Below are 12,962 nucleotides of genomic sequence, written 5' to 3' on the forward strand. Positions count from 1 at the left end.
ATCAATGGATAAAGTAGTTGATTTGTTTTTAAGTGATGCCGCAACTCGTCAAAAGTGGGAGAATTTGCTTTCATCTTTAGATCTGCATAATTTTAGTGCACGTGAAGTTGATCAAATCGACCATACGATTGGTTTAGTAGATGAGGATGGCAAGCTAGTTGGTACAGGCAGCGTTGCCGGGAACGTGTTGAAGTATGTGGGCGTGATTAATGAAGATACTCAAGGCGCCCGCTTTAACAAGGTGGTTACCAACTTGCTCCAGTATTTAGCTGAGCAGAAGATTTACCATTCATTCGTTTTTACTAAAGCCAAGTATGCGTCTAGTTTTGAGCACTTGCATTTTAATTTGCTGGCTAAGACAGATGAGGCAGCTTTTTTAGAGAACGGGATGCCAGATGTAAATGATTTCTTGAGTGATTTGCCAAAGGTAGAAGATCAAGCTGATAAGAAGATCGCAGCGATTGTGATGAATGCCAATCCTTTTACCTTGGGTCATCAACACTTAGTTAAGATGGCAAGTGAAGAAAATGATTTAGTCTATGTTTTTGTGGTAGCTAATGATGTTTCCTTGTTCAATTTTAACGAAAGAATGAAGCTGGTGCAGGAAGGGACCAAGCAATTTGCTAATGTAAAAGTTGTTTCAGGTGGCGATTACATGGTTTCTCCAGCAACATTCCCAGCTTATTTCTTAAAATCACCTGATGAATTGATTGACGTCCAAACCTCAGTCGATGCTGCAGTGTTCAAGAATAAAATTGCACCCGCTTTGAACATTGCCCGTCGTTATATCGGTCAAGAACCTATTTCACGTACGACGCACTTTTATAATGTTAGTTTAGCTCATGAGCTTGGTCCTGATATTGAAGTGATTACTGTTAAGCGCCTAGAAAAGTCAGGACAAATTGTGACTGCTACTCAGGTAAGACAATGGATCAAGGATGGAGATTTGGCAAAGATCAACAAGTTTGTACCCGAATCTACCTATGAGTTTATTAAGCAAAATATGAGTGAATTGCAATCGAGAATTGAGAAAGGAATGAATATTGATGGAAATTAAAACTACTGCCGTAGCAGGAACCCTCGAAAGTTCTGATATTCAAATCATGATCTCTAAAGGTTCTAACGGTATTGAAATCGATTTGGAATCTGAAGTTAAAAAGGCATATGGTGATCAAATTGAAAAGGTGATCACCGAGACTTTGAAGAAGTACGGTTTAGAAAATGCCAAGGTTAAGGCAACTGACAAGGGTGCGCTTGATTGTGTGATTAAGGCTCGTACTTTAGCAGCTGCTCAACGTGCTACTGAAACACAAGATAAGCCTGACTTGGAGGTGCTTTAAATGACTTACGTTAAAAATCGTTTACGTAGAACCATGATGTTCGTTCCTGGTAATAACCCTGCCATGATCAAAGATGCCGGCATTTATGGCGCTGATTCAATCATGCTCGACTTAGAAGACTCAGTATCTTTGACTGAAAAAGACGCAGCTAGAATGCTTGTTTACGAAGCAATTAAGACTGTTGATTTTGGCGGTAGCGAAATCGTAGTTAGAGTAAATGGTCAAGACACGCCATTTTATGATGAAGATGTTCGTGCCATGGTTAAGGCCGGCGTTGATGTTATCCGTTTGCCAAAGACCGAATCAGCAGCAATGATTCAAAAGTTGGTCAAGGACATTGAACACTGGGAAGATGAATATGGCATTGAAAAAGGTTCAATCGGTGTCATGGCTGCCATTGAAAGTGCCAAGGGTGTTTTGAATGCTCCAGAAATTGCGACAGCTACACCATTGATGATGGGACTTGCTGTATCTGGTGAAGATTACACTGCTGATATGCACACTCACCGTTACCCAGATGGTCGTGAACTTGAATTTGCACGTAATATGGTATTGCAAGCAGCTCGCGCCGCCGACGTTTATGCCTTTGATACTGTCTTTTCTAACATGAAGGATACCGAAGGCTTCTATCGTGAAACTAATTACATCCACGAATTGGGTTATGACGGTAAGAGTTTGGTTAACCCACGTCAAATTGCGATGGTTAACAAGGTCTTCAATCCAACTAAAGAAGAAATTGAACAAGCTAAAAATGTTGAAAATGCTATTCGTGAAGCCAAGGCTAAGGGTAGCGGCGTTATCTCACTTAACGGTAAGATGGTCGATAAGCCAGTTGTAGAAAAAGCAACTCGTGTACTTGAAACTGCAAAAGCTTCTAACTTGATTGATGAAGAAGGTAACTACATTGGAGAATAAAGTAAAACGCGAATTACCAGACGATTTAATGAATAAGATGGATTTAAAGCCATTTGAAACTACTGAAATTGGTCATCCAGAAGTAAAGCGTGTAGCTCCAAAGGTTCGCGTAACTACTGGTCAAGATAAGGTCGTTGCTTCTCTTGATGACGTAATCAAGAACAACTTGAAAGATGGCATGACTATTTCATTCCACCACCACTTTAGAAATGGTGACTACATCTTTAACATGGTAATGGACAAGATCATTGCTATGGGTTACAAGGATTTAACTTTGGCTCCAAGTTCATTAACTGGTGTTATGAATGATAAGGTAATTGAAGCTATTAAGAAGGGCGTCATTACTAACATTACTTCTTCAGGGATGCGTGGTTCACTTGGTGACTTCGTTTCTCACGGCGGCTTGAAGAATCCTGTGATTTTCCGTTCACACGGTAATCGTGCTCGTTCAATTGAAGAAGGAGAAATCAAGATCGATGTTGCCTTCTTAGGTGTGCCTGTTTCTGATCCTGCAGGTAACGCTAATGGTCAAGATGGGGATGCTGTCTTTGGTTCATTAGGTTATGCCTTAATGGATGCTCAATATGCTAACAAAGTTGTTCTTTTAACTGACAATATTGTTGATTATCCAAATACCCCAGCTTCAATCAAGCAAGACCAAGTTGACTACGTAGTCAAGGTTGATAAAGTAGGTGACCCTGACAAGATCGGTTCAGGTGCTACTCGTTTTACCAAGGATCCTAAGGAACTTAAGATTGCGCAAATGGTTAACCAAGTTATTGTTAACTCACCATACTACAAGCAAGGCTTCAGTTTCCAAACCGGTTCAGGTGGTGCCGCATTAGCTGTTACTCGTTACCTTCGTCAAAGCATGATTAAGGACGGTATTACTGCTTCATTTGCTTTGGGTGGTATTACTAAGCCAACTACTGATTTGCTTGAAGAAGGTCTTGTTAGAAAAGTAATGGATGTTCAGGACTTTGATAAGGGTGCTGCTCAATCTATGGCTAATAACAAGAACCAACAAGAAATTGATGCTTCATGGTATGCCGATCCTCATAACAAGGGTGCGGTTGTTAATAACCTTGATGTTTCTATTTTGTCCGCATTGCAAATTGATACTAACTTCAATGTTAACGTCATGACTGGTTCTGATGGTGTAATTCGTGGTGCCGTTGGTGGTCACCAAGATGCTGCCGCAGGTGCTAAGATGACCATTATTACTGCTCCACTTGTTCGTGGTAGAAATGCTACTGTTGTACCTAGTGTTGAAACTATCGTTACACCAGGTTCATCAATCGATGTATTGGTTACTGAACGAGGCATTGCAATTAACCCAGCCCGCAAGGACTTGATTGATGCATTTAAGAATGTGCCTGGACTTAATATTTTGGACATTCATGATTTGCAAAAGACGGCAGAAAAGCAAGTTGGTGTACCAAAGCCACTTGAATATACTGACCGGACTGTAGCTTTAGTTGAATACCGTGATGGTACAATTATTGATGCTATTAAAGAAGTAAAAGACTAAAAATTGATTCTGTTGAAAGACATGTGCTGAGGCGCATGTCTTTTTTATACAAAAACGAGCCTATCTTGGTAAATAGGCTCTGCGTATACATATATTTGTCTGAGTATCTTTATTATGACATTTTAATAATAAGTTTTCACTTATTTTGACTTGAGAAAAAATAATTCTATTTTTAAGCAGATTTAGTTATAATGAAAATATTCTAATTGAAAGTTAGTGAGTCAGCTTCACTAACTTTTTTCTTGTGTAGATTTAAATGAAAGATAGATAAAATGAAGGGGAAAAATATGGAGAGTTGGCTATTTTTAGCATTAGTATTAGTTGTCGCCCTGGTTGGTAAAAACATGTCATTGATCATCGCTACAGGCGTAGTGATGGCGTTAAAGTTAATTCCGTTTGCCAGCAAGTGGCTGCCAGTGATTCAAGCCAAAGGTATCAATTGGGGCGTTACCGTTATTTCAGTGGCAATCTTGATTCCAATTGCGACAGGGCAGATTGGTTTTAAGGATTTGATCAATACTTTCAAATCGCCAGCAGGGTGGATCGCTATCTTAGCCGGGATTGCTGTAGCTATTTTGTCAAGATATGGCGTTGATCAGTTAGCCGCCGTGCCACAAGTAACTGTCGCCTTGGTTTTAGGAACGATCATCGGCGTAGTAGTATTTAAGGGCGTGGCTGCCGGTCCCGTAATTGCCAGCGGTATGACTTATCTGGTTATCACTTTATTTAACTTACATTTCTAATATATAATGTAGTAAAGGTGGGTGAGTGTAATGGCGATTATAGTGCATGAAGAGATCACGCAGCGATTAGATGATTATTTAGAACGACGGTTGCGTAACTATGAAGTTATTACACCGCCAATTCCTAAGAAGCCTGAAGTTGTCACGATTGATGACGATGATAAAAAGAAAAAACATAAAAAGGACTAATGCAAAATCAATGTCATTAAGTTAAGAGCCTGACACGATAATATTCCAAAATTTTAAGCTGCTTGTTGTCCAAATTTAGGCAATAAGCAGCTTTTTAGGTGCGCTGAATAAGCTGTTTCTTAACAGACATTTTTTATTAAGTTATGCCGTCAATCTGTTCTTTCTGGCCTGATAGGAAACCTAATGAAATAAAATAGAGTCAACGAACTGTGATTTCTCACAAATTCAATGACTCTGCACCTATGTTTCTGGTTCTGTGTTCATAATACTAACTCAACAATTCCATTATAATTGCGTGTTCGAACTAATGATAGTTTTTGTTCTTTTGGCAACTCTCCAAAAAGTTTAATACCTTTCCCCAAAAGTGTTGGAATAATGGAAATGTAATATCTGTCAATTAAATCTGCACGCATTATCTGTTGAACAAGATTAGCTCCACCGCAAATCCAAATATCTTTGCCATCTTGTTGCTTTAATTTTTCCAATAAATCTATAGGGTTTACATCTGTAAAAATAATTTGCTTGTTAGAATTACTCTTATTGTGTGTAATCACATAAGTAGTAAAATCGCTATATATCCATTTTGTCGGAGAAAGCTCTGTAACAATTTGATGATATGTGTTCCAGCCCATTAAAATTGTATCTATATTTTGGGTAAATTCAGAATAGGTATCTATATTTTCGTTATCATTACCTTGTCCCTTTAGTCATTCAACACCACCATTACTATCTGCAATATATCCGTCAAGACTCATTGCAATAAATAGAACAACTTTTCTCATTTTACCTTATGGTCCTTTCATTTCCGATTAATTAGAAGTAATAACCTTATTAGAATTATTTTTCGTCAAAAAGCGATAGAGCTTTTTGCTACATAAATGGATTATAAAAGCGGCCATGATTCAATTGCCAGAGCAAAATCACGATTAAAATAGACAAGACTGACAATCCCATCACCCAATAATCTTCTTTCTTAAATGATTGAGCTACATACCAGGTTCTTTTCTTCTTAGAACCAAAGCGACGTAGCTGCATGGCGGTACTGATGGTATCGATTCTCTCCAGACTAGAGAAAATAAGCGGCATAATGATGTTTAAAGTTCCTTTGATTCGCTGCGATAACTTAGCTTTCTTTGACAATTCGTTGCCTCGAGCTTGCTGAGCAGCAGAGATAGCCCAATATGAATTCTGAATGTCAGGAATATAACGTAAAGCCAGCGCCACTGCGTAAGAGATCTTGTAGCTAATGCCAATTTTATTCAAACTAGCGGCGAATTGACTCGGATTGGTCGTCAACAAGAATAATAAGACGATCGGAATTGAGCAGATATATTTTAGTAGCAAGTTGAATAAATAGAAGACTTCCTGGATCGTGAGAGTGAAGTAGCCAGCATGAATGATGATGCTACGTGAATGATATATTTCTTGACCATAAGTTGGTTGAAAAAGATAAACAAAGATCAAATTTAAAATCATGAAGGCAACAATAAATTTCACGATAAAGGAAATTTGTGACCATTTAATTTGTGCTTCTTTAAATAAAATGATCGAGAAAACACAAATTGCGAGTAAGAAGCGTGTATCATAAGTGATCATACAAGCCGCCGAGACCAGCAACATGAAGATTAGCTTAGTAGTCGCGTTTAGTTGATAGATAAAGCTGGTGCCGGGCTGGTAGCCTAGAATCTGGTTTTGATCATGCATTTTGACTGGTCCTTTCTGAATCGACATAAGCGCGGACAAAGTAATTAGGATCTCTTAAATTATATTTATGAGCCAAGTCATAGAGACTAGTTCGTTTAAGAGAAGCCTTTTTAATTAAACTTTTTTCGGTTAATAATCTAATCGGTTCGGTATCCGCAATTAGTTTACCATCGGCAAAAGCCAATGAGCGATTAGTGTATTCCATCATCAGGTACATGTCATGGGTAATGATCATGATCGTCTTGCCTTGTTCATTCAACTTCTTTAAAAAGCTCATGATCTCTGTATAGGTCTTCCAATCTTGACCAGCGGTTGGCTCATCTAGGATGATGATATCAGGCTCTAGAACCAAAATAGCGGCGATGGTCACACGCTTTTTTTGACCAAAACTCAAAGCAGAAATTGGCCAATGACGGTAAGGGTAAAGACCGCAAATTTTCAAAGTCTTAAAAACCTTATCCTTGATTTCATCTTTGCTGTAACCACGTAGGCATAAACCCAAAGCAACTTCATCAAAAATCATTTTTTGCGAGATCATCTGATTAGGATCCTGCATGACATAACCAATTTTTTCAGAAATTTGTTTAATAGAATATTGCGATAGGTCGTCGTCATCAAATAAGATTTTACCTTCATTAGGAATAAAGCCACAGATCAGGCGACAAAGCGTAGTTTTGCCTGCACCATTTTGTCCTACGATGGAAACGAAATCTCCCTTGTTGATGGTAGCTGTAACGTCGCGTAGTGGATTAACTTGTAAATGGTTATAGCGGTGTCCTACGCCTTTTAATTCGAGCAGGGGCTGTTTTTCTTCTTTTTTAGAAGTCAAAGAAGCATCATCTGCCCATTTTTGTAATTTTTGTCCTCGTCATCAGGTAGAGCTTTTATTGAGGTGAGATCAGGAATGGCATCCAAGTCAACGCCTGCTTTGGTTAAAGCAGTTAGATAAAGTGGACTTCTTACACCGATGTCTTCTAACTTGTTTTGATGAAGCAGGTCGTTAGGTGATTTATCGGCGATAATTTTGCCATCATTGACTAAAACGACGTGGTCGATCGGTTGGCTGAGCACTTCTTCTAAACGGTGTTCAATAATAATTACTGTGGCGTTTAATTCCTTTTGAATTTGATCAATTAACGCCATCGTTTTCATCCCTGAAGCGGGATCTAAGTTGGCTAAGGGCTCGTCAAATAGCATAATAGGTGATTCATCAATCAAGACGCCAGCAAGGGTCACGGTTTGTTTTTGTCCGCCAGACAGGCTTTGCGGTGCTTGCTTTAATAAATCGCTGATCTCTAGCTTGTCAGCCCAGCGGTGAACAGTTTGTCTAATCTTGTTTTGCGGACGACAACCATTTTCTAGTGCAAAGGCGATATCTTCACCGACAGTTAAACCAATGAATTGACTGTCAGTATCCTGCAAGATAGTCGATGTAGTAAATGAGAGGTCAAAGAGGTCGGTCTCCTTGATATTTTTGCCATTAATCGAGCATTCGCCTGTAATCGTTCCTGTATCAATATTGGGAATCAAGCCATTGATGCAGCGGCCAATAGTTGACTTGCCACTACCAGATGGTCCCGCAATCAATATTTTTTCACCGCGATTAATAGTTAAATTAATGTCTTGTAGCGTCGGGAATGCCTGGCTGTCATATTTAAATGAAAAGTTTTTAAAAGTAATAATAGGTTCAGTCATGCCTAAGTCTTTCTAATCTTCTTTACGTAAACTGCCTTTTTTAATTTTGGTACCTGCATAAGCTTTTAATAAAAGCGTACCAACTATCAAGATGGTGATACCATTTGAGAGGGTGGCACTGATTCCTTGAACAAATACCTTGTTAACAGGTTCGCTATAGATGATAATGTCTCCGATAGGGGCAACGATTATCCAGGCTATGATATTGGCAATAATTTGAGTGATATTAAATAGCAAAATTTGCTTAATACCGAAAATACCATTTTTCAAATCAAGCTTTTTGCAGGCAAGGCCAATAATCAAACCAAGTACACCAGTAGCCAAAACCCAACTCCACCAGGTTTGACCATACATAATAAAATCAGATAGGGTATGGCCGATGAAACCGACCGCAAAACCGACTTTAGCACCATAAATGGCTGCGAAAAGAGCTAGGAAAGGAAAGACTAGCTCGATGTTGGTATTAGGAATAGGAGTCGGAATTGAGGTGAAGCGCGCCAGAATAACGTAGATGGCAGAACCGATCCCTATAGCGACAACATTTTTAACAGATAAACCTTGTTTTTTCATAATTTTTCTCCGATTTGTGATAATAACACCGTATAATTGGAAAGCGGTTACCGTCAAGGGGATGTAGCAGAAAAGGGTGGATATGTTACAATTAAAATTATGATAATAGTGAAGTAGTAGTTAGAGGTAAAAATGAGACAAGACGAACTTAAAAAATTAGATAATGAAATTGGCCAATATGCGGCCGATCAGACCAAAATTATTTGGGTTGATGATCAAACCATGCAAATTGCGACAATGATGATTGATTCTTATGGCGATACCGTTTATGTATGGGTAAAGGAAGATGAAGATCATTGCCGCGTAAGTGATGGCGGTCGAATTTTGTTTAAACTTGATCCTAATCAAGAAGATATGGAATTATATGAGACTGCGGCAGATATTGCTCTTGGTTCAGGGTATCAGTTTGACGAAGACCACTGTGAAATTTATGTTGATGTTGACCGCAAGAATGTAGCTCAGGCAGCAATGAAGCTGGCACAATTGCAAGTTGCCATTTCATATTTAGGCTAAAAAAATGCATCCCTTGATCTGTTTAATCAGGGATGCATTTTTTGATACAAACTTTTTCGGGCAACTTTAAACATTGCTAATCCTTCCTACATGAACATCTTCTGGTTTTTTACCGTTTAAATTAAAATCAGCGATGTCCTCGGCTAAGGCCATAATTGTTTCAACATCTGGAATACAGTCATCTACTCTAAATTCCATAATTATAACCTCTACCGTCATTGTAGATCGAATTTATCGAAAAGTTAATCTGATCATACTTTTTTCTTATTGTTATGCTGCATGAAAATAAAGAATGCAGAAATGATATTGATAATCACTGCCGGTAAGGCTAACACAGCGGTAAAACCATATAAGGCATTGCCGATTACGCCTAAGATCGGTCCTATTAATGAAATGCTTAAGTTGTGTGATTGAACGACGGCGATTGCATTAAGAATCACGCCAATCCAGGCAAAAAGATAGAAAAAGAAGGCAATTTTAGCTGTGAAATCTGCACCAAAGATTGCAAACCAGGAACAGATAAATAGACAACAGTTGATTAAATTGATTGCTCCGATCCATAGATCATATTTTGATTTTTTCATAATTATCCCCTCTAATAATTATTCTGCTTCTCGCAAAACGCGGTGGGCCAAATCATCATTAATAACCAAGTGGGTGATGATGCCGCTACGCAGAGCGCCTAATAGTGCTTTAGACTTAAAGCGATTATTAACAACGCAGAAACGTGTAGGTGTTTGCATAATGTCATTCATTGATATACCACAGATGTGTTTTTCGAAATCAGTGAAAAATTCTCCGTTGATATTATAGGGACGTCCCATAATTAATCCGGCCACTTGTTCTTCTGGAATGTTCTTAAATAGTTGCGGACCGTAATTTTTATCTAAGAATGGATTAGCCTTGAATGAATCAAGAGTTCCTAGTCCGGTAAAAAGAAGGTCTAAGTTGTGATAACAATTTTCAACTATTTTAAAGTAGGGTTCTTTCTTTAAAGCTGGAATAATTTTAGGATTTAAGATGTAAAGTGGCGTAGGCAATCCTAAGCTTTTAGCGTGGAATTTTTCTGCAGCGTCTTGGACCAAAGGATTTTTGCGGCGATTTGCATTAATGGCGTGCCCTAGGAGCTGAATGAAGTAGAGCTTATTAAAGTTTTCTTCATTAAAGTTGTTAATTACACCGCGCATTGTACTGCCCCATGTGACTCCGGCGATATGGGTATTTTGCAAATAAGTTTGAATTTGCTTAGTAGCGAAGTTGACAACAGATTCATCGTCGTTAGCATCATTTTCAGAACTTTTGAGAATAAAAGCTTCTTTTAAGCCAAAAAGCTTTTGGAATTTTCGTTCTAAAACCTGATTGCGTTTAATTCCTTGAGTAATTTTGATTTTAACGATTCCGCGCATTTCTGCATCGTCTAACGCCTTAGTGATTAAATAGCGCGATAGGTTATATTTTTGTGATATTTCTGCGATATTTAACTTGCTGAGATAAAAGTCATGTGCAATGCTAGCAAGTTGTTCATCGGTTAATTGTGCCACTATAAACCGTCCTTTATTATATGATTCATATATTCATTATAGATTTAAAATAGTAAAATGGAACGCTTATTTTTTGAAAAATATAAAATGCTTTCCGTAAATATTACTGTGTTAAAATAGAAAAGCGTATTTTAATTAATTTTAAAAATGAGGGAAAGTAATTAATCTAATGAAGGAAAAGGAACGAGAATATCATTTGTCGCAAAAACATCACATGAAGATTCTATGGGAGGAATTTTTCAAGAGTGATAATAAGACGATGGCACAGGATGCTACTCTAGTAGAAAAGGCCTCAATTGTTGGCCGAGTAGGGATTATGCTGTTAAGTTGTGGGACAGGTGCCTGGCGTGTACGTGATTCGATGGACACGATTGCAAGAACTTTAGGAATTACCTGTTCGACGGATATTGGGTTGGTTTCAATCGAGTATACCTGTTTTGACGTAGATAATGAGTCATATTCACAGACGCTATCTTTGCCAGCAACTGATGTTAATATGACTAAATTGAATGAACTAGAAAAATTCGTTCGTCAGTTTGAAGCAGGTCATGGTAATTGGAATATTGGACAGATTCACAAGCGCTTGCGTGAGATCGAAAATCAAAAATCAGCATATTCTGCAGTAATTGCGGGTCTAAGTTCCGGTTTAGCTTGTGCAGGCTTTATCTTTTTACTAGGTGGCGGCTGGCCCGAAGTTATCTGTGCCTTCTTAGGTGCAGGGGCAGGAAATTATGTTCGAGCACTCATGGGCAAGCGGAAAATGACCCTTGTAGCTAAAATCGCGGTTGCTGTAGCAGTTGCTTGTGCAGTTTACTTCTTGACATTTCACATTGGCAAGATGATTTTCCATTTGGATTATCATCATGCTTACGGCTATATTGGTGCAATGCTGTTCGTGATTCCGGGATTTCCATTCATTACTTCAGGACTGGACATGTCTAAGCTAGATATGAGATCTGGGCTTGAGAGAATGACCTATGCGCTTTTGATCATTACGATTGCCACCATGTCAGGGTGGGCAGTGGCTACGATTTTGAATTTGCATCCGGGTTCCATGCTTAAGTTGAGCATTAATCCGGGGATGCTAACATTCTTGCGCTTAATTGCCAGCTTCTGCGGGGTATTTGGCTTCTCAATTATGTTTAATAGTCGTCCGAATATGGCCGCAACTGCCGCAATTATGGGTGCGATGGCTAATACTTTACGACTGAGTCTAGTTGATTACGCTCATATGGCACCGGCTTTAGCAGCCTTTATTGGAGCTCTTGTTTCCGGGCTTTTGGCAAGTATTGTTAGACAAAAAGTTGGTTTCCCACGAATTGCGATTACTGTTCCTTCAATCGTAATTATGGTGCCAGGACTATATATGTACCGCGCAGTGTTCAACTTCGGTATTACTAACATTAACATCGGTGCTTACTGGATTACTGAAGCATTGATGATTGTCATTGCACTTCCTTTTGGGCTGCTTGCCGCACGTATCTTAACAGACAAGAAGTGGAGACATGCGGATTAATAAAGTTGAATAGCAAAAAAGAGTCAGATTTTTCTGGCTCTTTTAATCTGCTTTTGATAACCTTTTTGAGTTAAGGACTAATATAATGAACATGAGGTGATAATATGAAAATTGAAGTACCAACAATGAACGGTTACTTATTTGATCGTTATAGCAAATTCGCACCTGCAGATCAAAAAATTGAAGGTAAGCCTAGCCGCTCTTTTCCCATTTTTGTTTCTGACGTGCCTAAAGATGCAAAAAAACTTAGCAGTTTGTTTTTATGATTATGATTCAGTTCCAGTTTGTGGTTTTACTTGGATTCATTGGTTAGCTGCAAACTTGCCAGTCAAAGATATTCCCGCTGATATTAGTCAACATCATCAAAATATTGATTTTGTTCAAGGTTATAACAGCAATATTAGTAAGTTTTTGCCCAAAGATTCAGGACCGGTATTGGGCTACACAGGTCCTATGCCATCAGATAAGACGCATAATTATTCATTAACAGTCTATGCCTTGGATGATGAATTGGAATTAAAAGATGGTTATTATCTAAATGAATTTTTAGCCAAAGTGAAAGATCACATTATTGCTAAGACAACTATTGAAATTCCAAGTCGTGCTAAATAAAAATAAGACCCCTGATATTTCAGGAGTCTTATTTTATGCTTGTGTGTCGGGCATGACATTTCATCTAGTCTAGTGAAAGTCTAGACCACGGGT

At 38.5% G+C, this 12,962-nt stretch carries 13 protein-coding genes and 3 pseudogenes; 9 read left to right on the forward strand and 7 right to left on the reverse strand.

Annotation, left to right across the window (positions count from 1 at the left end):
* The first annotated feature begins 4 nt into the window (after positions 1–4).
* The 6 genes from citC (at position 5) to CP355_RS10355 (ending at position 4,718) form a co-directional block, all read left to right on the forward strand.
* The gene (citC, locus tag CP355_RS03000; RefSeq protein WP_025005794.1) at positions 5–1,057 is read left to right on the forward strand and encodes a [citrate (pro-3S)-lyase] ligase; all 1,053 of its coding nucleotides are present in this window, start codon (positions 5–7) and stop codon (positions 1,055–1,057) included.
* Entirely contained in the window at positions 1,047–1,340 is a 294-nt protein-coding gene (gene citD / locus CP355_RS03005; RefSeq protein ID WP_025005795.1) for a citrate lyase acyl carrier protein, read from the forward strand. The genes citC and citD overlap by 11 nt, the downstream gene beginning before the upstream one ends.
* Entirely contained in the window at positions 1,341–2,255 is a 915-nt protein-coding gene (gene citE / locus CP355_RS03010; protein ID WP_003626613.1) for a citrate (pro-3S)-lyase subunit beta, read from the forward strand. It begins immediately after the preceding gene.
* Positions 2,245–3,786 carry a citrate lyase subunit alpha gene (citF, locus tag CP355_RS03015; RefSeq protein WP_025005796.1) on the forward strand — a complete coding sequence of 514 codons (1,542 nt, stop codon included), beginning with the start codon at positions 2,245–2,247 and terminating at the stop codon, positions 3,784–3,786. The genes citE and citF overlap by 11 nt, the downstream gene beginning before the upstream one ends.
* A gap of 287 nt (positions 3,787–4,073) precedes the next feature.
* Entirely contained in the window at positions 4,074–4,529 is a 456-nt protein-coding gene (locus tag CP355_RS03020; protein WP_025005797.1) for a DUF441 domain-containing protein, read from the forward strand.
* Positions 4,530–4,559: 30 nt separating this feature from the next.
* Positions 4,560–4,718 (forward strand): hypothetical protein, encoded by a 159-nt coding sequence (locus tag CP355_RS10355; RefSeq protein WP_164480598.1) that lies wholly within the window; start codon positions 4,560–4,562, stop codon positions 4,716–4,718.
* A 260-nt stretch (positions 4,719–4,978) separates the two neighbouring features.
* On the opposite strand, the pseudogene CP355_RS03025 reads toward CP355_RS10355, so the two are convergent.
* From CP355_RS03025 to CP355_RS03040, 4 genes and pseudogenes are all read right to left on the reverse strand, one after another.
* A pseudogene (locus CP355_RS03025) lies at positions 4,979–5,500 on the reverse strand (dihydrofolate reductase family protein).
* An 88-nt stretch (positions 5,501–5,588) separates the two neighbouring features.
* Positions 5,589–6,422: an energy-coupling factor transporter transmembrane protein EcfT gene (locus CP355_RS03030; protein ID WP_087235595.1), complete on the reverse strand. Its 834-nt coding sequence runs from the start codon at positions 6,420–6,422 to the stop codon at positions 5,589–5,591.
* Positions 6,415–8,117 (reverse strand): annotated as a pseudogene (locus CP355_RS03035) (ABC transporter ATP-binding protein). The gene CP355_RS03030 and the pseudogene CP355_RS03035 overlap by 8 nt, the downstream one beginning before the upstream one ends.
* Before the next feature lie 12 nt (positions 8,118–8,129).
* Entirely contained in the window at positions 8,130–8,687 is a 558-nt protein-coding gene (locus CP355_RS03040) for an ECF-type riboflavin transporter substrate-binding protein (protein WP_087235594.1), read from the reverse strand.
* 132 nt (positions 8,688–8,819) lie between these two features.
* On the opposite strand from CP355_RS03040, the gene CP355_RS03045 reads away from it, so the two are divergent.
* Entirely contained in the window at positions 8,820–9,200 is a 381-nt protein-coding gene (locus CP355_RS03045) for a DUF1828 domain-containing protein (RefSeq protein ID WP_025005801.1), read from the forward strand.
* A 66-nt stretch (positions 9,201–9,266) separates the two neighbouring features.
* Here CP355_RS03045 and CP355_RS10710 read toward each other — a convergent pair whose 3' ends face one another.
* From CP355_RS10710 to CP355_RS03055, 3 genes are read right to left on the reverse strand one after another with little or no spacing between them, the layout of a single operon-like run.
* On the reverse strand, positions 9,267–9,398 hold the full coding sequence (locus CP355_RS10710; protein WP_255404978.1) for a hypothetical protein: 132 nt from the start codon (positions 9,396–9,398) through the stop codon (positions 9,267–9,269).
* A gap of 53 nt (positions 9,399–9,451) precedes the next feature.
* Positions 9,452–9,784, reverse strand: a complete 333-nt coding sequence (locus CP355_RS03050) for a transporter (RefSeq protein WP_087235593.1) — start codon at positions 9,782–9,784, stop codon at positions 9,452–9,454.
* 18 nt (positions 9,785–9,802) lie between these two features.
* A complete protein-coding gene (locus CP355_RS03055) occupies positions 9,803–10,741 on the reverse strand; it encodes a sugar-binding transcriptional regulator (RefSeq protein ID WP_025005803.1) in 939 nt (312 codons plus the stop codon).
* Between the two features lie 169 nt (positions 10,742–10,910).
* Here CP355_RS03055 and CP355_RS03060 point away from each other — a divergent pair, with 169 nt between their 5' ends.
* On the forward strand, positions 10,911–12,257 hold the full coding sequence (locus tag CP355_RS03060) for a threonine/serine exporter ThrE family protein (protein ID WP_025005804.1): 1,347 nt from the start codon (positions 10,911–10,913) through the stop codon (positions 12,255–12,257).
* 104 nt (positions 12,258–12,361) lie between these two features.
* Positions 12,362–12,869 (forward strand): annotated as a pseudogene (locus CP355_RS03065) (YbhB/YbcL family Raf kinase inhibitor-like protein).
* Positions 12,870–12,962 lie beyond the last annotated feature (93 nt).

This window comes from Lactobacillus sp. UMNPBX4, assembly GCF_002554115.1.
GTDB lineage: Bacteria > Bacillota > Bacilli > Lactobacillales > Lactobacillaceae > Lactobacillus > Lactobacillus gallinarum.